The organism is Reyranella sp. (assembly GCF_044224635.1).
GTDB lineage: Bacteria > Pseudomonadota > Alphaproteobacteria > Reyranellales > Reyranellaceae > Reyranella.
The window spans coordinates 14638-34294 of sequence record NZ_JBGAKA010000014.1 but is presented as its reverse complement, the minus strand read 5'-3'; the positions used below and the strand labels follow the sequence as shown (position 1 = coordinate 34294).

The 19657-nt window shown below is 68.0% G+C and carries 16 protein-coding genes; 6 read left to right on the top strand and 10 right to left on the bottom strand.

What is annotated here, in order from left to right:
• Window positions 1-37 precede the first annotated feature (37 nt).
• The 4 genes from ACILR9_RS14615 to ACILR9_RS14600 are packed head-to-tail and all read right to left on the bottom strand — an operon-like array spanning window position 38 to window position 2957.
• Complete coding sequence (locus ACILR9_RS14615; protein ID WP_395710671.1) at window positions 38-913, bottom strand: amidohydrolase family protein; 876 nt, start codon at window positions 911-913, stop codon at window positions 38-40.
• Between the two features lie 17 nt (window positions 914-930).
• Window positions 931-1722, bottom strand: coding sequence for a transporter substrate-binding domain-containing protein (locus ACILR9_RS14610; protein ID WP_395710670.1), 792 nt, complete (start codon window positions 1720-1722; stop codon window positions 931-933).
• 27 nt (window positions 1723-1749) lie between these two features.
• Window positions 1750-2196 carry a ribose 5-phosphate isomerase B gene (gene rpiB, locus ACILR9_RS14605; protein WP_395710669.1) on the bottom strand — a complete coding sequence of 149 codons (447 nt, stop codon included), beginning with the start codon at window positions 2194-2196 and terminating at the stop codon, window positions 1750-1752.
• Window positions 2193-2957, bottom strand: coding sequence for a FadR/GntR family transcriptional regulator (locus ACILR9_RS14600; RefSeq protein WP_395710668.1), 765 nt, complete (start codon window positions 2955-2957; stop codon window positions 2193-2195). Before ACILR9_RS14600 ends, rpiB begins: the two co-directional genes overlap by 4 nt.
• A 191-nt stretch (window positions 2958-3148) precedes the next feature.
• Between ACILR9_RS14600 and ACILR9_RS14595 the strand changes: the two genes are divergently transcribed.
• The 4 genes from ACILR9_RS14595 (at window position 3149) to ACILR9_RS14580 (ending at window position 11915) form a co-directional block, all read left to right on the top strand.
• Complete coding sequence (locus ACILR9_RS14595) at window positions 3149-8638, top strand: HAMP domain-containing protein (RefSeq protein WP_395710667.1); 5490 nt, start codon at window positions 3149-3151, stop codon at window positions 8636-8638.
• Between the two features lies 1 nt (window position 8639).
• Window positions 8640-10535, top strand: coding sequence for a response regulator (locus ACILR9_RS14590; RefSeq protein WP_395710666.1), 1896 nt, complete (start codon window positions 8640-8642; stop codon window positions 10533-10535).
• Between the two features lie 113 nt (window positions 10536-10648).
• Complete coding sequence (locus tag ACILR9_RS14585) at window positions 10649-10900, top strand: hypothetical protein (RefSeq protein WP_395710665.1); 252 nt, start codon at window positions 10649-10651, stop codon at window positions 10898-10900.
• Between the two features lie 103 nt (window positions 10901-11003).
• On the top strand, window positions 11004-11915 hold the full coding sequence (locus ACILR9_RS14580; protein WP_395710664.1) for an ABC transporter substrate-binding protein: 912 nt from the start codon (window positions 11004-11006) through the stop codon (window positions 11913-11915).
• On the opposite strand, the gene ACILR9_RS14575 is transcribed toward ACILR9_RS14580, so the two are convergent.
• A complete protein-coding gene (locus tag ACILR9_RS14575; RefSeq protein WP_395710663.1) occupies window positions 11905-13176 on the bottom strand; it encodes a histidine-type phosphatase in 1272 nt (423 codons plus the stop codon). The genes ACILR9_RS14580 and ACILR9_RS14575 overlap by 11 nt on opposite strands.
• A gap of 205 nt (window positions 13177-13381) precedes the next feature.
• The gene (locus tag ACILR9_RS14570) at window positions 13382-14725 is read right to left on the bottom strand and encodes an NAD(P)/FAD-dependent oxidoreductase (RefSeq protein ID WP_395710662.1); all 1344 of its coding nucleotides are present in this window, start codon (window positions 14723-14725) and stop codon (window positions 13382-13384) included.
• Between the two features lie 110 nt (window positions 14726-14835).
• Between ACILR9_RS14570 and ACILR9_RS14565 the strand changes: the two genes are divergently transcribed.
• Window positions 14836-15552, top strand: coding sequence for a hypothetical protein (locus ACILR9_RS14565; protein ID WP_395710661.1), 717 nt, complete (start codon window positions 14836-14838; stop codon window positions 15550-15552).
• A gap of 105 nt (window positions 15553-15657) precedes the next feature.
• Here ACILR9_RS14565 and hpaR read toward each other — a convergent pair whose 3' ends face one another.
• Window positions 15658-16260, bottom strand: a complete 603-nt coding sequence (hpaR, locus tag ACILR9_RS14560; protein WP_395710660.1) for a homoprotocatechuate degradation operon regulator HpaR — start codon at window positions 16258-16260, stop codon at window positions 15658-15660.
• Window positions 16261-16491: 231 nt separating this feature from the next.
• A complete protein-coding gene (locus tag ACILR9_RS14555; RefSeq protein ID WP_395710659.1) occupies window positions 16492-17676 on the bottom strand; it encodes a Rieske 2Fe-2S domain-containing protein in 1185 nt (394 codons plus the stop codon).
• Window positions 17677-17862: 186 nt separating this feature from the next.
• On the opposite strand from ACILR9_RS14555, the gene ACILR9_RS14550 reads away from it, so the two are divergent.
• Window positions 17863-18258 (top strand): hypothetical protein, encoded by a 396-nt coding sequence (locus tag ACILR9_RS14550; RefSeq protein ID WP_395710658.1) that lies wholly within the window; start codon window positions 17863-17865, stop codon window positions 18256-18258.
• A gap of 129 nt (window positions 18259-18387) precedes the next feature.
• Here the strand turns inward: ACILR9_RS14550 and ACILR9_RS14545 are convergent, their stop codons facing one another.
• Entirely contained in the window at window positions 18388-18915 is a 528-nt protein-coding gene (locus ACILR9_RS14545; protein ID WP_395710657.1) for a hypothetical protein, read from the bottom strand.
• Window positions 18916-18944: 29 nt separating this feature from the next.
• The gene (locus ACILR9_RS14540) at window positions 18945-19184 is read right to left on the bottom strand and encodes a hypothetical protein (RefSeq protein ID WP_395710656.1); all 240 of its coding nucleotides are present in this window, start codon (window positions 19182-19184) and stop codon (window positions 18945-18947) included.
• Window positions 19185-19657: the final 473 nt, after the last annotated feature.

Sequence of the window (19657 nt, the reverse complement as noted above, 5' to 3'; positions counted from 1 at the left end):
CGACGCGGGCTGATGACGAGCTCTCCAGGACCGCCGGTCAGGTCGGAACCGCGTAGATTCGACGCGCGTTGTCGACGAAGAGGGCACGGCGCTCCTCGGCCGTGAAGTCGCGCACGATCTTCTCGAACCCGCGATAGATGTCGCCGAAGCTGGCGCACAGGCCATCGACAGGGAAATTGCTGGCGAACATGCAGCGGTCGACGCCGAACAGGTCGATTGCAGTGAGCACGATCCCGCGATTGTCCGCCGCCGTCCAGCCCACGCCCGGTAGGCCGAGACCGGAGATCTTCACCACGACGTTGGGCTCCTGGGCCAGTCGTGCCATCGACCGGCGCCAGCCCACGAGCTCGTCAGGCGAGCGATCGACGGGCAATCCGGCATGATTGAGGATGATGCGGACGCTGCGGAACTCGCGCGCGAGCTCGGCGGCATCGCCGAGGTAGATCCACGGCGTCTGCAGGTCGAAGCGGCCCAGGCGGCGGGCGAGCTTCGCGAAGCCGCGCCGCCAGCGCGTCGCCGTTTTCATGTCGCCGGGCCGCGGCTTGTGGCGAACGCTGCGGACGAAGTCGAAACCGGTCAGCCGTTCCAGCACCTCGCCCCAGTCGGCGCGGTCGAGCCAAGCCTGACCGACTGCGACCGACGGCAGACCGATCTTGCGGAGCTCGGCCACGTAGGCCATCTCGCCGATCGGATCGCTCGGATCCCATTCGGTCTCGACGTAGACCGAGCCGACGACCTTGTACTCCCGTGAATCGGCGAGGTACTGCTCCTGCAGGTAGCGTCGGCAAAGGGCTTTGTAGTCGCCGTAGCGGAACGGAATCTGCGGCTCGTCGCGAAGCCATGGATGGTAGTTGCGCTCGGGATCCCAGAGGTGGTGGTGGGCGTCGATGATTTCCAGCTTCTGGGAATTCACGACGCCCCGCTCGCCAACTACTGAGTCAGGATGACCTCCGGCAAGCCGTTGCCGTGGTATTTGCGGTAGATGGCGTCGAGCCTGCCGTTCTTGAGATTGGTGGCGATCCACTTGTTGACCTCCTCAAGCAGGCGCTTTTCATCCTTCTTCACGCCAATGGCGAGCTTGAAGGTGTCGAGCACGAATTTGACCTCGACCTGACGAGCCGGGTTCTTCTTGTCGATCGGCGCGACGAGAAGCTCGGCGGTCGAGAAGATGTCGACCTGGCCGCTCAGGAAAGCCTGGGCCTCGGTCGCGTCGTCTTCGTAGCGCACCAGCTTCATGCCCTTGGGGCCTTCCTTGGTGAGCTGCGTGTCGTGAGTGGTGCCACGCACCGTGCCGACGGTCTTGCCGTCGAGATCGGCCAGGCTCTTGACGTTGACGCTCTTGGGTGCCGCGATGACCGTACGCAGCACGGCATAACCCAGGGAGAAGTCGATGACCTTGGCGCGCTCCGGCGTGATCGACAGGGTCGAGATCACGAGATCCGCCTTCCCGGTCTGCAGCGCCGGGATACGAGCCGCGCCGGTCGTCGGCACGTGCTCGAACTCGAGGCCCCAATCCTTGGCAAGCGCCCTGGCGGTCTCGATATCCGAGCCGCTCGGCTGCATCTTGTCGTCGGTCATGCCGTAGGGCGGCACGCCGAGATCGACGGCGATCCTGATCTTGCCCGCCTTCTTGATGTCATCGAGCGCGTCGGCGCTGGCCGTCTGCAGCCAGCCCATCGTCATCAGCAGACCAATCGCGATGCAAAATACTAGTCTCTTCATAGTTCCTCCGCTTTCAGCGCTCGAACTCTATCGAGCCGCGTCCATGTCAGCGAGCTTTGCAACGCGACGGCGGAACTCTTCTTCTGTCGAGAATTTCGCGGCGAGATACGCCGCAATCAGATCCTTGGCGAGCCACGCGCCCACGATCTGCGCGCCTATGCACATGACGTTCACATCATCGTGCTCCACGCACTGGTGGGCCGAATGAATGTCGTGACAGACGGCAGCCCGAATTCCCTTCATCTTGTTGGCGCCGATCGCGGCGCCGACGCCGGTGCCGCAGACCATCAGCCCGCGTTCCGAGCGGCCCGACACGATGGCAGCGGCGACCTTGCGGGCAATGTCGGGAAAGTCGACCGGATCGGGATCATAGGACCCGACGTCATCGATCTCGTGGCCGAGTTCCTGCAGGAACGGCATGAGCTCGCGCTTCATGGCGAAACCGGCGTGATCCGATCCGACGACGACCTTCATGACGGCTGCTCTTGCGACACGTAAGACGTGATCAGGCTACTGCGGCGCAACTCGTCGCCTATCCGGAAATGGTCACGCAGCAACTGCTCGGCGACATCCGGTTCGCGCCGCACGAGCGCCAGAAACACCTCGCGGTGGGCAGCGAGGATGCGCGCGGCGACAACCGGGTCGGAGAACGAGTCGGGTCGGCGGTCGATATGGCCCTGACGCAGCAGCGGCGAGATCGCCTCGTAGATCTTCATCAACGATCCGCTGCCGCTCGCCTGCACGATGGCGACATGGAACGCATGATCGGCGGTGCTGCCAAGCTCGGGATCCTCGAACGAATTGACCAGGGCATCGAGCAGCCCGCCGATCGTTTGCAGGTCCCGCTCGCTCGCCCGTTCGCAGGCGAGCCGGATGGCTTGGCATTCGATGGCGATCCGCGCCTGCAGAATGTCGTCGATGATGTTGGGCTGATGCAGCAGGCAGAGCGTCAGGGCCTGACCCAGCACGGAGGCGTCGGCAGCCCGAACGAAGGCGCCGCGCCCGTGCTGGATGTCGAGCAGTCCCAGCACGGACAGAGAACGCAGTGCCTCGCGTAGCACAGGGCGGCTCACGCCCAAGGCGAGGGCGAGGACGCGCTCCGGAAGCAGGCGGTCTCCGGCCTTCAATTCCCCAGACATCAAGCGGTCGCGAAAGAAGGCGAAGACCCGGGCAGCCCCCGTCTGGTCTTCCTCACTGATCGGTCGAAGGATGTTGGGTCCGGTGGGGTCGCTCATCTGAAGCTTGGACAGTCCGTGGTCTGACCTCTTTAAACATGTTCCTCAACGGACGCAACCACCTAGCAACGAACGCGTTTCCAGTTGGTTGCGGGGAAGGAATGCGTTTTTGGGAGCAGAACCCTGCGGGAGGGCTCCCCTGATCGCGTGCCCACCGTGCGCGAGACGCCTGCGGGCAGGGGGATCAGACCATGGCTACCCAGATCGATACCGGCACGAGCATCGCAAACGGCCCGACCGGCCTTCCCGCCCCCTCAGCGCGCAGCACGGCCGGCATCAACGGTGTCTCGCCCGACCTCAATGAGCTGCAGAACGCCCTGGAGGCGATGCGGGCCGGTGATTTCTCGGTCCGTCTGCCGGCGCGGCGCGATGGCGAGCTGGGACGCATCGCCGTCCTGTTCAACGAGATCATCGGCGCCAACCAGATCATGGCGCAGCAGCTCGAGCGCATCGGCAAGTCGGTCGGCGAGCAGGGACGCACCCGTCAGCGCGTCAAGTTCGGCATCTCTACCGCCCAGTGGGGCGAGATGGAGGGCTCCGTCAACGGTCTGATCGACGATCTCGTGTGGCCGACCACCGAGGTGACGCGCGTGATCAGCGCCGTCGCCCAAGGCGATCTCCTGCAGACGGTTCGCCTCGACGTCGACGGCCGGCCGCTGAAGGGCGAGTTCCTGCGTTCGGCCTCGATCGTCAACACCATGATCAAGCAGCTGAGCGTGTTCACCTCCGAGGTGACGCGCGTGGCGCGCGAGGTCGGCACCGAAGGCAAGCTCGGCGGCCAGGCCAAGGTGAGCGAGGTGACCGGCGTGTGGCGCGAGCTGACCGAGAGCGTCAACTCGATGGCCAACAATCTGACGGCCCAGGTGCGCAACATCTCGGACGTGACCATCGCGGTGGCCAACGGCGACCTGTCGCGCAAGATCACGGTCGACGTGCGCGGCGAGATCCTGCAGCTCAAGGAAGCCATCAACACGATGGTCGATCAGCTGCGTTCCTTCGCCTCGGAGGTGACGCGCGTCGCGCGCGAGGTCGGCACCGAAGGCAAGCTGGGCGGCCAGGCGATCGTGCCCGGCGTGGCCGGCACCTGGAAGGATCTCACCGACTCGGTCAACGCCATGTGCGGCAACCTCACCGACCAGGTGCGCAACATCGCCGACGTGACCACCGCGGTGGCGCGCGGCGATCTTTCCAAGAAGATCACCGTCGACGTGCGCGGCGAGATCCTGCAGCTCAAGGAGACCATCAACGTGATGGTCGACCAGCTCAACGGCTTCGCCGGCGAGGTGACGCGCGTCGCCCGCGAGGTCGGTACCGAAGGCAAGCTCGGCGGACAGGCGCAGGTGCCGGGCGTCGCCGGAACCTGGAAGGATCTCACCGACAACGTCAACTCGATGGCCACCAACCTCACGGCCCAGGTGCGCAACATCGCCGAGGTGACGACGGCGGTGGCCGGCGGCGATCTCTCCAAGAAGATCACCGTCGACGTGCGCGGCGAGATCCTGCAGCTCAAGGAGACCATCAACACGATGGTCGATCAGCTCAACAGCTTCGCGGGCGAGGTCACCCGCGTGGCGCGCGAGGTCGGCACCGAAGGCAAGCTCGGCGGGCAGGCGCAGGTCCCGGGCGTCGCCGGAACCTGGAAGGATCTCACCGACAACGTCAACCTGCTGGCCGCCAACCTCACCACCCAGGTGCGCAACATCGCCGACGTGACGATCGCGGTGGCGGGCGGCGATCTTTCCAAGAAGATCACGGTCGACGCTTCGGGCGAGATCCTGCGGCTGAAGGAGACCATCAACACGATGGTCGACCAGCTCAATGGCTTTGCCGGCGAGGTCACCCGCGTCGCCCGCGAGGTCGGCACCGAAGGCAAGCTCGGCGGCCAGGCCCAGGTGCCCGGCATCGCCGGCACCTGGAAGGACCTCACCGACAACGTCAACTTCATGGCCACCAACCTCACCGGCCAGGTGCGCAACATCGCCGAGGTCACTACCGCGGTGGCCAACGGCGACTTGTCGAAGAAGATCACCGTCGACGTGCGCGGCGAGATCCTGCAGCTCAAGGAGACCATCAACACGATGGTCGACCAGCTCAACGGCTTTGCCGGCGAGGTCACCCGTGTCGCCCGCGAGGTCGGCACCGAGGGAAAGCTCGGCGGACAGGCCCAGGTCCCGGGCGTCGCCGGCGTGTGGAAGGACCTCACCGACAACGTCAACCTGCTGGCCGCCAACCTCACCACACAGGTGCGCAACATTGCCGATGTGACCACGGCCGTCGCCACCGGCGATCTTTCCAAGAAGATCACCGTCGACGTGCGCGGCGAGATCCTGCAGCTCAAGGAGACCATCAACGTGATGGTCGACCAGCTCAACGGCTTCGCCGGCGAGGTCACCCGCGTCGCCCGCGAGGTCGGCACCGAAGGCAAGCTCGGCGGGCAGGCCCAGGTGCCGGGCGTCGCGGGCACCTGGAAGGATCTGACCGACAATGTCAATATGTTGGCCGCCAACCTCACCACACAGGTGCGCAACATCGCCGAGGTGACCACCGCCGTGGCCGGCGGCGATCTCTCCAAGAAGATCACCGTCGACGTGCGCGGCGAGATCCTGCAACTCAAGGAGACCATCAACACGATGGTCGACCAGCTCAACGGCTTCGCCGGCGAGGTCACCCGCGTCGCCCGCGAGGTCGGCACCGAAGGCAAGCTCGGCGGGCAGGCCCAGGTGCCGGGCGTCGCGGGCACCTGGAAGGACCTGACCGACAACGTCAACTCGATGGCGACCAACCTTACCGCCCAGGTGCGCGCCATCGCGGAGGTGGCGACCGCCGTCACCAAGGGCGACTTGACGCGCTCGATCCAGGTCGACGCGCTGGGTGAGCTGGCCGAGCTGAAGGACAAGCTCAACACCATGATCGACAATCTCCGTCTGACAACGGAGCGCAACACCGAGCAGGACTGGCTGAAGACCAACCTCGCCCGCTTCACCAACATGCTGCAGGGCCAGCGCGATCTGGGCGCGGTCGGCCGCTTGATGCTGAGCGAGCTGGCGCCGCTGGTCGAGGCGCACCAAGCGGTGATCTACCAGACCAAGGATGATTTCGAAGGCGAGGAGAGGCTGCATCTGCTGTCGGTCTATGCCGACAGCCGATCGGGCCATCCGGAAACGATCCGCATCGGCGAAGGGCTGATCGGCCAGTGCGCCGCGGACCGGCGCCAGATCCTGATCACCGACATGCCGCCGAGGATTCATCTGATCGGTACGGGCCATCCGATCAGCTCGGGCCTGTTCCAGGCGGCCCCCAAGAGCATCATCGTCCTGCCGGTCCTGTTCGAGGGCCAGGTCAAGGCGGTGATCGAGCTCGCCTCGCTGAACGACTTCACCGAGCTGCAGATCGCCTTCCTCGAGCAGCTCACGGCGTCGATCGGCATCGTGCTGAACTCGATCGAGGCGACGATGCAGACCGAGCGGCTGCTCGAGCAGTCGCAGAAGCTCGCCGGCGAGCTGCAGACCCAGCAGGGCGAGCTGCAGCAGACCAACGAGCAGCTCGAGCAGAAGGCCGCCCAGCTCGCCGAGCGCAATTTCGAGGTCGAGCGCAAGAATCAGGAGATCGAGCAGGCGCGGCGCGCCGTCGAGGAGAAGGCGTCGGAGCTGGCGCTGACCTCGCGCTACAAGTCGGAGTTCCTGGCCAACATGAGCCACGAGCTGCGCACGCCCCTCAACTCGATCCTGATCCTGGGCCAGCAGCTCGCCGACAACCCCGAAGGCAACCTCAAGGCCAAGCAGATCGAGTTCGCGCGCACCATCCACGGCGCCGGCACCGACCTTCTGAACCTGATCAGCGACATCCTCGACCTCAGCAAGATCGAATCGGGCACGGTCACGGTCGATGCCGAGGAGATCTTCTTCTCCAACGTGCTCGAGACCGTGGCGCGGCCGTTCCGCCATCAGGCCGAATCGCAGGGCCTGTCGTTCGAGGTCCAGATCGATCCGCATCTCGGCCGCAGCATCGTGACCGATTCCAAGCGCCTGCAGCAGATCCTGAAGAACCTGCTGTCCAACGCGCTGAAATTCACCGCCCAAGGCAGCGTGCGGCTGCGTGTCGTGCCGGCTCAGGCCGGATGGCGCTCCGACAATCTCTCGCTCAACCAGGCGAGCTCGGTGGTGGCCTTCGAGGTGACCGACACCGGCGTCGGCATCCCGGTCGAGAAGCAGAAGATCGTGTTCGAGGCCTTCCAGCAGGCCGATGCCAGCACCAGCCGCAAGTATGGCGGCACGGGCCTGGGCCTTGCCATCAGCCGCGAGCTCGCCAGCCTGCTGGGCGGCGAGCTGACCTTGCGCAGCACGCCCGGCATCGGCAGCACCTTCACCTTGTACCTGCCGACCCTGTACACCGGGCCGCGCACGGCGATGCGCCTGCCGCAGGTCGGCAGCCTGCCGCTGCCGCAAGTGGCGCTGCCCGAGCACCTGGTCGACCAGTTCCCCGACGATCGCCACACCATCCTGCCCGGCGACCGTTGCCTGCTGATCGTCGAGGACGATCCGAACTATGCCGGCATCCTGGTCGATGCCGCCCATGCCGCGGGACTGCGCGCGGTGGTGACCGCGCGCGGCGCGGAAGCGCTCGATCTTGCGTTGCAGTACAAGCCGCTCGCCATGTCACTCGACATCTTCCTGCCCGACATGCTGGGATGGAACGTGCTCAGCCAGTTCAAGCGCACGCTCGAGACGCGGCACATCCCGGTGCAGATCCTCAGCATGGACGAGGATCGCCAGCAGGGTCTGGCGCGCGGCGCCTTCTCGTACCTCAACAAGCCGACGACGTCGCAAGGCTTGAACGACGCTCTGGCGCGCATCAACGAATACGTGCGGCCGCGACGCAAGCGGCTGCTGATCGCCGAGGACGACGCCGCCGAACGGCTCGGCGTCAGCGAGCTGCTGTCCAATCCCGATCTCGAGATCGCCACCGCCGATTCGGGCAAGGCGGCGCTCGCCAAGCTGCGCGAGCAGCGCTTCGATTGCATGGTGCTCGACCTCAGGCTGCCCGACATTTCCGGCTTCGACGTGCTGGAGGAGATCCAGAAGGACGAAACCCTGTCGGACCTGCCGGTGGTGGTGTTCACCGGACGCGAGCTGTCGCCCGAGGAGGACGCCCGCCTGCACAGCATGGCGCGCAGCATCGTGGTCAAGGGCGCCGCCTCGCCGGAGCGCCTGTTCGACGAGACCGCCCTCTTCCTGCATCAGGTGGCGGCCGATCTGCCCGACGAGAAGAAGCACATGCTGGAACGCCTGCACAGTTCCGACGAGATGCTGGCGGGGCGCACCGTGCTGGTTGTCGACGACGACACCCGCAACATCTTCGCCCTGTCGAGCGCGCTCGAGCGGCGCAACATGCGGGTGCTGGCCGCGACCACCGGACGCGAGGCCATCTCGATCCTGGAACGCTCGCCCGAGGTCGCCATCGTGATGATGGACATCATGATGCCGGAAATGGACGGCTACGAGACCATCGCCCTGATCCGCGGTAACCCCTCATTGCGCCGCCTGCCGATCATCGCGCTCACCGCCAAGGCGATGAAGGGCGATCGCGAGAAGTGCCTCGAGGCCGGGGCCTCCGATTACCTCGCCAAGCCGGTCAACACCGAGCAGCTGTTCTCGGCTCTGCGCCTGTGGCTGCATCGCTGACGTGACGGACCGACTGGCGGCCATGGACAAGGTCAACATCCTGCTGATCGACGATCAGCCGGCCAAGCTCCTGAGCTACGAGGTCATCCTCGCCGAGCTCGGCGAGACCCTGATCAAGGCGACCTCGCCGCACGAGGCGCTCGGCATCCTGCTCAAGACGGAAGACGTCGCCGTCGTCCTGATCGACGTCGTCATGCCGCAGCTCGACGGCTTCCAGCTCGCCAGCATGATCCGCGATCATCCGCGCTTCCAGCGGCTCGCCATCATCTTCGTCTCGGCAATCCAGGTCGCCGAGACGGATTTCTTGCGCGGCTATCAGATCGGGGCGGTCGATTACGTCCAGGTCCCGGTGGTGCCCGAGGTGCTGCGCGCCAAGGTCCGCGTGTTCGTCGACCTCTATCGCAAGACCCGCGAGCTCGAGACGCTCAATGCCGAGCTCGAGGCCCGCGTCGCGGCGCGCACCGCCGAGCTCGAGGCGCAGGCCGAGCGTCTGCGCCAGAGCGAGGACCGGCGGTCCATCGCCATGTCCGCCGGCAACATGGGATCCTGGGAGGTCGACCTCGCCACCGGACGGATTGAATGGGACGATGGCCCCTACCGCATCTTCGGCGTCGATCCGGCGACGTTCGTCCCGACGGTCGCGCGGATCGAGGCGATGATGCATCCCGACGATCGCGAGAGGAGCGCCCTGTCGTCGATCCTGGTGTCGCCGCAGGCGCGCTTCCAGACCGAGTTCCGGATCGTGCGACCGAGCGGCGAGCTGCGCTGGTGCTACGGCGCCGGGATCATCCTGCGCGACCCTGGCGGAAAGCCCCTGCGCATGACCGGGGTGACGGTCGACATCACCGAACGCAAGCGGACCGAGGAGAGGCAGGCGCTGCTGGCGCGCGAGGTCGACCATCGGGCAAAGAACACCCTGGCCGTCGTGCTGTCGATGTTGCGGCTCACCAAGGCGCCGACGATCGAAGCCTTCATCTCGGCCGTCGAAGGGCGCGTCCATGCCCTGGCGGCGACCCACAATCTCCTGTCGGCGACACGCTGGGAGGGCGCCGAGCTCGGCAAGATCGTCGACGAGGAAATGGCGCCCTACCACGCGAGCCATCGCCGCCGCGTCAACGCCAGCGGGCCGCGCGTGATCCTGTTGCCGGCGACCGCGCAGGCCGTGGCGCTGGCGCTGCACGAGCTCGCCACCAATGCCGCCAAGTACGGCGCCTTCTCGACCGACACCGGCACTCTCAGCGTGACGTGGCGGACCGAGCGCGACAGCATGGTGCTCGACTGGACCGAGAGCGGCGGTCCGCCGACCGAGGAGCCCGCGCGCCTGGGCCTCGGCCTCACGATCGTGCGTTCGAGCATCGAGGCGCAGTTCCGCGGCGCCGTGGACTACGATTGGCAGCCGGAGGGGCTGCGCTGCCGGCTCGCCATTTCGGTCGCGCAATCCGCCAGCGCCGCGGCGTCCGCAGTGGCGGCGGTCCCGCCGGCGCAGGCCACGACGGTTCCAGACAAGCGCGATCTCGCCGGCGTGCGCCTGATGGTCGTCGAGGACGAGATGCTGGTCAGCATGCTGCTGAAGCGCACGCTCGAGGGATTCGGAGCCATCGTCGTCGGTCCGTATGCGCGCCTTGCCGACGGCTTGGCGGCGGCACGCAGCGAGCGCTTCGATGGCGCCGTCCTCGATCTCAACCTCGCCGGCGAGCTGGCCAACCCGATCGCCGACCAGCTGCTGGCGCACAGCGTGCCGTTTCTCTTCATCACCGGCTTCCAGCGCGAGAGCATCGATCGCCGCTACGCCGCCGTGCCGGTGCTGCAGAAGCCGATTGACGCCGCCGCGCTCGAGCGCGGCCTGCTCGCCCTGCTGCACGACCGCCCGTCCCTGCCCACCGCCGAGATCGCGTGATCCGAGACGGCCGCCGCCCAACGGGTTGCGCGCGGAACCTGGATTCTGGCGCCGTCGTGATGGTTCCCGGCAGATAGCTGATTCCCGCCTTCAACTCCGGATGAGGCGTCGCGTTGACCGCGACCGACACGACCGGAGAAACGACGATGGCCCGACAGCCCAGACCACTGATGCCGCGCGGCCTGATCGCGCCGCTGAGCCAGGCGGCGCTCGGCGCGTTGCGTGGCCTCCAGGAGGGCAGCCTCGCCGCCCTTCCGGCAGAGCACCGGCCGCGCCTGCTCGATCTCGGCCTCATCGAAGAGGGCGCCGACGGCAGCGTGACGGTAACACCGCTCGGCAGGCAGCGGCTCGTCTCCGATCGCTGAATGCCGACACGCCGTTCCCGGGGAGGACGTGTCGCCCGCAACGCGTGTAGAGTGCGTCGGCACGGCTCTCCGTCGTGCCGCATATCGAAGGAGTCCGTCCGCCGTGCCGATCGTGCTCAGCGAAAATTTCCGCGCCCTGTTCTATGCGCCGTTCTATGCCGCGCTGGCGACCGGCGCGTTCCGCGACGCCGGCGTCGAGGTGATCCTGCGGCCCTCGCCTAGCCCGCAGGCCGCCGCCGCGGCGCTGCGCGCCGGCGAGGCCGACGTGATGTGGGGCGGGCCGCTGCGCGTCATGATCGTGCACGACCGAGAGCGCGACGCCGACCTCGTCTGCTTCGCCGACGTGGTGGCGCGCGATCCGTTCTTCGTCGTCGGCGCGAGGCCACGGCCGGATTTCAAGCTCGCCGACCTCGCGCAGGTCAGCTTCGCCGCGGTCTCGGAAGTGCCGACGCCATGGATATGCCTGGCCCACGATCTGCGCTTGGCCGGCATCGATCCCGATCGCCTTGAGCCCCTCTCGGGCCCCTCGATGGCCGACAACGCCGCCGCGATCCGCGCCGGCACGCTCGACGCCGCCCAGCTCTTCCAGCCCTACGTCGAGCAGCTGATCGCCTCGGGCGCAGGCCATCTGTGGTACGCTGCCGCGACGCGCGGCCCCACCGCCTACACCACCCTGGTGACGCGTCGCGGCACGCTCGAGAAGCGCCAGGACGAGCTGCTCGCCATGACCACGGGGATGCATCGCACGCTCGGGCAGTTCGCGGCGACGCCGCCGGCCGAGATCGCGGGCCTGCTGGCGGGCTACTTCCCCGACGTCGAGCCGGCGATCTTCGCCGCGTCGATCGCGCGCTACCGCGCCCTCGGCCTGTGGGGACCCGATCCGCTGATCCGCCGCGCCGGCTACGACTGGCTGCATGCGGCGATGCGCGCCCATGGCACGCTCGGCCGCGACGTCGCCTACGAGGCCTGCGTCGACACCACGCTGGCCCGCCGCGCCATCGCCGCTACGGCTTGACGGTCACGCAGGCCGGGTCGATCGCCTGCCTGGCGAGCTCGACGAAGCGCTCGACCGGACAGGCGCCTTCGCGCTCGTGAGCGGCGCAGGCCCGCAGCGCGACGGCAACCATGCCGGGCGGCTCGGTCGCCTCGAGCACGGTACGGCCGCGCATCTGCGCCATGGTCTGCGCATAGTACGCCAGCCGCACGTAGCGCTGGCCGGTCCGCTCCTCGCGATAGAGCTCGAAGGCGAGCGCGCCGCCGGGCGACAGCTCGTTGGGCTGGAAGCCCGCGATCTGCCAGCCGATGTTCAATAGCCGCGAGAGGTTGGCGAGGTTGGTGCTGTGGCCGACCAGCAGCGCGAACCGCACCGGCTCGGCGATGCGCGGCTGGCCGGGGAAGTCGTGTCCGTCCTGCAGCGTGGCGACGATCTGGCTCAACAGGTTGGAGCCGTGCTGGCGGGCGAGCGGCAGGGTCTTGTCGACGAGGTCGACTTCGAGACCATGGATCTTGAGCAGGTCCCGCAGCCCGGCCTCGCCGGCCAGCCGGCCCCAGGCGACCGGCAGCCCTTCGGCATCCTCCATGGCGAAGGTTTCGGCCGCGCTCGAGGCGAAGCCTACGGAGCCAGTGAGACGGATCCTGCCGTCGGGCCGGCTCTCGAGGCCCGGCTGCTCGCCCGCAAGGCCGCACGCCTTGCCGCCGGCGAGCGACGGCGGGCAGAGCGTCCGCTGCATCAGCGCGAGCTGCGGGCCGTACTCGCGCTGCAGCGAGGCGAAGTTGCCGCCGATCCGCGCCAGCACGGCGGCGCGGTTGGCAGCCCCGTCCATCGGGCAGCTCGCGGTCGGCTGCGGATGGAACAGGGGATCGGGCACCGCCGGGTCGTCCTGGTTGCGCACGTTGAGCGTGGGGCAGCGCGGGTACATGCCGCTGAGCAGCGCCATCGCGCTCGCCCGCGTGCGCTGGTCGACGTCGGCCCACGCCGACACCGTGCCGCGCGGCGGGCAATCGTCGGACTGCACCAGCCCGCGCCCGCCATAGAGCACCCGGTAGTAGCGGCCCATCAGGCGCAGCAGCTCCTCGCCGCGCGGCGTCAGGAAGCCGGGCGGCACCGGCCAGGCCGGCCACGGGCTGGCCGACCGGCTGTCGAGCTCGGCATTGCTCAGCAACGGCGCGCGCACGCCGTGCCGGCTGACCAGCACCGCCCGCTCCATCTGCCAGCCCGGCGGGATCGGCAGGATCTGGGCGCTGGCCGGCGACACCGCAGCCAGCACGGCAGCCATGACAATGATCCCCAACTGACTGAGCTTCATCCGTACGTTCCAAGCTTGGCCGGCCAACCAACGACGCGGCGCACGACCCTACCTCACGCACCAGGCCCGCGGTAGAAGCGCGGCGGCGCGCTCATGCTCTTGCCGGACCGTGGGCGTCCCGCCCGCTCACGACTCAAAAGCGGGCGAGACGCCCGCGGTCAAGCAAGGGAATGAGTCAGCCAGCCCCGAGACGGTCCCACCAGTCGCGCGTGCGGTACCACGCGCCGACCAGCGGCAGGAACCAGGGATTGCCCGAGTAGAACGGCACGGTCGGGAAGTCGCGCTCGTCGAAGGCGTTGGCCGGCGCGTTCGAGCCGCCGGCGATCTTGCGTGCCGTCTGGTAGCCGAGATAGCTCATCATGGCGACGCCCGAGCCGTTGCACGCCATCAGGTAGTGCATGCCCTGCTCCGTTCCCATGTGCGGCAGGTAGTCGAAGGCGAAGGCGACGTTGCCGGTCCAGGCGTGCGTCACCTTGGTGCCGGCGAGCTGCGGCCAGCGCTCGACCATGTAGCGATGCAGCACCGGTGCGCTGACCTCGGGCGAGACCTGGGTGAAGCGCGCGCGGCCGCCGAAGATCACCCGCTTGTTGTCGGGCGATTGGCGATAGTAGCACAGCACCCGCTTGGTATCGCTGACCACGCGGTTCTTCGGGATCAGGCTCTGGATCAGATCCTCGGGCAGCTCCTCGGTGGCGATGATATGGCTCGCCACCGGCACCAGGCGGCGCTTCAGGGTCGGCGTCAGATCGGTGGTGTAGCCGTTGGTCGCGATCACCACCTCGCGCGCCTCGATCGCGCCCTTGCTGGTGAGCACGCGAAAGCCGCCTCCGGAGCTGCTTCCCTTGCGCTCGATGCGCTCGGCATCGCACTCGGCGCACAGCCGGGCGCCGGCGCGATGCGTCGCCTCCAGGAGGCCGCCATAGTAGAGCGCCGGATGGAGCTGGCCGGTGCGCTCGACCACCATGCCGCCGTAGTAGTAGTCCGAGGCGATCTCCTCGCGCTGCTGCTCGCGCGGCACCATGTAGGTGCCCAGCCCCGCGCCGTCATTGTAGGTGCCGACCTTGGTCGCCTGCTCGGCATAGTGGCGCGGCGTGAAGGCGCCGCTGAAGCGGCCGCTCATGCGCCAGTGGCAGTCGATGGCCTCGCGCCGGATCACGGTTTCCACCTGGGCCAGCGAGTCGGCGGCATCGGCGAGCATGCGCTCCATCACCCGCTTCCAGCCCTCGCGATCGCCGCCGGCGCCCTTGCCGGAGAAGCCCTTGCCCAGCGTCGTGCCGCCGCTGACGCCGCCGCCGTTGCGCGTGCTGGCGCCGACGCCGAAAGCGCCGCGCTCGAGCACCGTCACCTCGACGCCCGAGCGCGCGAGCTCGAGCGCCGTCGACAGGCCGCCGTAGCCGGCGCCGACCACCAGCACCTCGGTCCTGCGCGGCGGATCCTGCGACAGGGCGTTGGAAGGATGCCACCATTCCCACCACCACGGCGTCGCCTTGAAGTCCTTGTGGAACACGGAGTCGGCCATGGGCAAACCTTATGGGCGGTGCCGCCGACCGGCAACCGGGATGGTCCCGGCGAGGGGCGCGACGACGGGCGCTCGCGGTCGGCAAGGGCATCAGGCACAATGGCCGGCCAATGTCGCTCGATCCCGTCGTCATCAATCTCGTCAGCATCATCGTCATGGCGGCCAGCGCGGGGGTGTCGCTGCTCACCTGGTACTACCATCGCGATGCGCCGGGCCTCAGGCCCTGGACCGTCGCCCTGGTGCTCACCACGCTCGCCCTGGCGCTCTACGGCCAGCGCGCCGAGTATACGCCGGGCTGGCTGATCTTCACCGCCGACCTGCTGTTCGTCGGCGGCTTCGCCATGATGTGGATGAGCCTGCGCCGCTTCAACGACCGCCGCATCGGGCCTGATCGCGTGATGATCGAGACGGCCATGGTGTGCGCGATGTTCACCGTGCTGTCCTTCACCTCCTGGCAGGTCGGCGGCGGCCGGCTGCTGCAGTCCGGCCTGCGCACCGTCTTCATCTGCCTGCTGGCGGGCGCCGCCGCCTGGGAGACCTGGCGCGGCGGCCGCAAGGATGGGCTGCACAGCCGCATCGTCGCGGCCGGCGCGCTGGCCGGCATCGCCGTCGTCCGCGTGGTGCGGGCCGTCGCCGTGGTCCTGCAGCTCACCGGCGTGGTCGACGCGGCGGCTGGCCGGGTCATGCAGAGCTACACCGTCTACATCACCACCTGCTGCATGCTGGTCGTGACCTTCGGCCTCATCCTGATGGCCACCGAGCGCGCCGAGCGCGAGCGCGCGGCGCTGTTCGACCGCTGGCAATCGGAGGGGCCGCCGCTGCGGTGAGCCATCCCTTTCCGCCCCAGCCGCCGTCTCACGGCGACGGCGGGGTGGTCATGGATCATGCGTCAGCCTGCCTGGCCATGGTCCCTGCAGCGTGCCCAGGGAGCTTCATGAATCATGCCCCCGCCGCCCCGTCTGGCGGGTTACCTCCCCAGCGGAGCCGGGGAGGGAGGATGGGTCCGCCAGTGTCGTCTCCAGCTCGGCCAGCAACGCGAGCAGGATGTCCAGCCTGTCGCGGCCGAAGCGGCGGGCGATGTCGCGGTGGATGCCGTCGAGGAAGGGTGCGACGCGCGCCACCAGGGCGGCCGCCTTGGGCGACAGCGACAGCAGGCTCTGGCGCGAATCGCCGCGACCGGGCCGGCGCCGCACCAGGTCGGCCGCTTCGAGATCCTTGAGGATGCGCGACAGGCTGGGCGGCAGCAGGCAGGCCAGCCGGGCGAGCGTCGTGGCGTCGGTCTCGCCCTCGAGATGCAGCACCCGGATCACCCGCCATTGCGGCTCGCTGACGCCGCCCCGCCGGTGATGCGGTCGGAACAGCCCCATCACCGCCTCGCGGGCGCGCAGCAGCGCGATCGGCAAGGATTGCCGGTCGTCCTTCAGCCGCGCCGGCGGCGCCTCGGCCTCGCTTCTCGACGGCTTGCGGCCGTCGCCGGTGCCGACATCGAGCTTGCGTGACGAGACGGATGGGCGCGGCGACACGGAGGCGTTCATGGCGGGGCGTCCCCTTCAGGCGGTCGCCGGGATCGAGGCGGTCGGCCGGCCGGCGTGGCTCTGTGCCGCAGCCATGGACTGGTGCAATCGAGTGCACGGCACATCCTGCTCAGGTTCCCATGGAAATGCGCTGGGGGCACGCCACTCCCAGGCGCTAACTTGCAAGGGAATCTCACCCTGAGGAGCGACCCTGTCATCTTCAGGGCATCGCGGTGCGCGCGGGCCTGAAAATCAGACGCCCTGGCTGCGATGGGCATCGAAGATCACCGGTGGGGCGGCGGCGTCGAAGCTGACGCCGGCGGGATCGCCGCCCCTGGCGACCGTCTCGACCTGCTGGCGCAGGAAGTGGCGCAGCAGGGCGATGCCGCGGTCGCTTTCGGCGAGGTGCTCCTCGGAGTGGAAGGCGATGGCGCCCTGGCCGGTCTGGGCCTCGTAGTCGCCGGGAAAGCGCCGGTGCTCCTCGAGCGTCAGCTCCTCCCACAGCTTGCCGCCCTGGCGCGAGCGCATGCGCCGGAGCTCGCCCTTCTGGCGCACCCGCCCGGCGACATAGATGCGGAAATGCGTGTCGTCGATCGGCAGGGTCCAGCCGATCGATTCGACCCGGCCATACAGCCGGGCGCCGCCGACGCCGGCGCGCGGGTTGGGCACCACGCGCAAGGTCGGCATCGCCACCTCCGAGGCGCCATGCATCGTGCTGCCGTCGGGCAGGGTGCGGCGCGAGCGCGCGCGCACGCCGAGCGGCGTGCGCTCGAACAGAACCTCGTCGGGCTGGCGCGCCATCATCTCGGAGAATTGCGGCCCGCTGTGCGTGCCGTGCAGCACCGCAACGTGCCAGGTGTCGACCACGTTCTCGAAATGCTGCAGCCAATTGCAGTCGACGATCTGCGGCCCGCCGCTGCCGATGCTCGAATCGTCGGCATCGATGAACTCGCCCTCGTCGAGCGTCTCCAGGCACTCGTAGCGCGGCAGCACCGGCTTCTTCGCGGGCGGCCCCAGGTAGGCGAACACCAGGCCGTAACGCTCCTCGACCGGATACCACGGCTGGCGCACGTGATCGCGCATCCGCCCGCCTTCCGGCTCGCACGGCTGCTCGAGGCAGTTGCCTTCGACGTCGAACAGCCAGCCGTGATAGCAGCAGCGGATGCCGCGCTCCTCGACCTTGCCGTAGTGCAGCGTGGTGCCGCGATGCGCGCAGCGCGCCACCACCAGGCCGGCCCGCCCGCCGCCGTCGCGGAACAGCACCAGGTCCTCGCCCAGCACCCGCACCGCGCGCGGCGTCGCGGTGGCGTGCGACGACAATCCCACCGGATGCCAGTAGCGGCGCAGCAGCTCGCCCATCGGCGTGCCCGCACCGACCTCGACGAGCGAGGCGAGATAGGTCGGCGCCTTGCGGCCGTATCCCGTCCCGACATCCATTGCCTGTCCCCTCCAGCTTGATTGTTAACATGTTAAGTTTCCCGGCCGGTCCGGTCAACCGCAAGGCGCCCGTATGGCTTTCGCTGGACACCATTTTGCTGTATTTTTCAGGCAGATAGCGCGGTCAGCCTGTTCCGGAACCAGAGCCGTAACGCGCAAGAGATGCACTAGATTTTTGGGGATCCGATGTTCTGGCAGGCACTTGAGCAATTGCGTTGCTGGGAGCGGGACAACCTGCCCGGCGCGGATACCGCCGTCGGCAACGAGGTGCTGGTCTGGCTGCTGAAGTCCAAGAACCAGCCTCGCCCGCTCAAGGACCTCTATCAGTCCAGCCGTTTTTCCGAGCCGACCATCCGCAACTGCCTGAAGCAGTTCAGCAGCCTGGGCTTCGCCATCATCGAGTCCAACGGCAAGGACCAGCGCGCCCGCTACGCGCGGGCCACCGGCAAGCTCGAGACCACGGTCGACGACTACCGTCGGCGCTTCCAGGAGGTCGCGGAAATGGCCCGCCGCGACGGCCTCATCACGACCGCACCGCACAAGCGGCCGGGCGCGCCAACGCGCGGCTTGCAGGTCGACTGAGCCTCGTTTCCTCCCCAAGGGGCGGGGAGAATCTTACGCAACGGAGGTTGGTGGTCTTCTGGACCGCCTGCGCCGCGGCCGGCGGAGGCTACTCCGCCTGAACCGGCGCGTTCGCGGCAATGAATGGCGCTAATTGACCAGGCGCTTGGGAAGCGGGCCGGCGGGCGCATCGGCCGCCGCGGCGGCCGGGGCGGCGCTGGAGATCCACTCGGCCTTGACGACTTCCTGCTCGAGCATGTGAATGATGCGCTGGAGATCGGGGCGGCTCATCACCCCGGCGGCCTGCCCGCCGCGTTCGCCGACCAGGATGACGCGAAGCGTCTCGCCCTTGTCCTCGAGCGACACCGTCACCGCGAGCTCGGCCGCCGTGGCGTTCATGCGCAGCACGCCGTTGTCGGTCTTGCTCATGGCCGATGCGGTCTTGGCGATTGCCGCCTCGCGCTCGAACGTCGCCAGTTCCCCGCGATACTCGACCGGCGCTTGCTGGGCGACCTTCGAGGTCGCCGCCAGCGCCGCGGGGAGGCGACCCAACAGCTGCAGGATCAGCCGTCGGGTCAGCCAGTACGACCACGAATTGAGGCCTCCCGGGTTGATGACCGCAAGCACGCGATCCTGCGCAGCATCGTAAGCCAAGGCGATGGCGTTGATCGTGCGCATGGCGTCAACCCTGCTGGAAAGGCCTCAGGTCAGCTGGTGGCGCCACCGTTCTTGGCAGCCATCTCCGCGGCATGCTCGCGGATCTTCTTGTCGAGCTCCTGCATGGCATTGGCCAGCGACTGCAGGATCGGGCCGGTCACGTTGGCGGGAATGACGATGGTGCCGGAAGCGCGCTGCTCCCCGTTCGGCCCCGCAGCCAGGCAATCGATGCGGACGATGCCGTTGTGGAACACGATATCCTTGATGCCGTCGACCATAATCATGGACATTTGATTCTTTCCTTTCGCAGCCGCCCATCTGACTTCGGACGCGGCTGTCTTGTAGTCGAAACAGTGCGCCGCGTCATCCGCAAATGGCCTTCATATAGTAACTTTTCAACTCCCAGGAATGGACCAGCGAGGCTTCGATTCTACCAGATGTTGGGATTCCGCCGGCAAGCCCGCATCCCAACGCCTTGGAACCTTGCCTGGCCGTTACCCACAGGGCTATTGGCGATGGCGTGATCAGCGAATGGTCTTCCAGCCGCAGTCCGGGCGAGCGCCATCCCTTCCCCGTCGCCGGCTGGGGGGTCGCCCCATCGGACAGGGCGCGCTTCTCGTTCTCCTGCCCCGGCTTCGCGGGGAAATGCCCCGTCATGCGGCGCCGACGGCATGGAGCCATGACTCCTGACCCCTCCGTCGCCGCAAGACGGCGACACCGCAGGCTTTTGGCCGCTTGCGGCCCAAATGCCGACTCCAGCGAA

Coding starts and splice junctions, on each gene's coding strand:
- ACILR9_RS14550 (WP_395710658.1), top strand. CDS start 17,863: ATGTTCTGGCAGGCACTTGAGCAATTGCGTTGCTGGGAGCGGGACAAC.
- ACILR9_RS14545 (WP_395710657.1), bottom strand. CDS start 18,915: ATGCGCACGATCAACGCCATCGCCTTGGCTTACGATGCTGCGCAGGAT.
- ACILR9_RS14570 (WP_395710662.1), bottom strand. CDS start 14,725: ATGGCCGACTCCGTGTTCCACAAGGACTTCAAGGCGACGCCGTGGTGG.
- ACILR9_RS14540 (WP_395710656.1), bottom strand. CDS start 19,184: ATGTCCATGATTATGGTCGACGGCATCAAGGATATCGTGTTCCACAAC.
- hpaR (WP_395710660.1), bottom strand. CDS start 16,260: ATGAACGCCTCCGTGTCGCCGCGCCCATCCGTCTCGTCACGCAAGCTC.
- ACILR9_RS14610 (WP_395710670.1), bottom strand. CDS start 1,722: ATGAAGAGACTAGTATTTTGCATCGCGATTGGTCTGCTGATGACGATG.
- ACILR9_RS14565 (WP_395710661.1), top strand. CDS start 14,836: ATGTCGCTCGATCCCGTCGTCATCAATCTCGTCAGCATCATCGTCATG.
- ACILR9_RS14595 (WP_395710667.1), top strand. CDS start 3,149: ATGGCTACCCAGATCGATACCGGCACGAGCATCGCAAACGGCCCGACC.
- ACILR9_RS14600 (WP_395710668.1), bottom strand. CDS start 2,957: ATGAGCGACCCCACCGGACCCAACATCCTTCGACCGATCAGTGAGGAA.
- ACILR9_RS14575 (WP_395710663.1), bottom strand. CDS start 13,176: ATGGCTGCCGTGCTGGCTGCGGTGTCGCCGGCCAGCGCCCAGATCCTG.
- rpiB (WP_395710669.1), bottom strand. CDS start 2,196: ATGAAGGTCGTCGTCGGATCGGATCACGCCGGTTTCGCCATGAAGCGC.
- ACILR9_RS14555 (WP_395710659.1), bottom strand. CDS start 17,676: ATGGATGTCGGGACGGGATACGGCCGCAAGGCGCCGACCTATCTCGCC.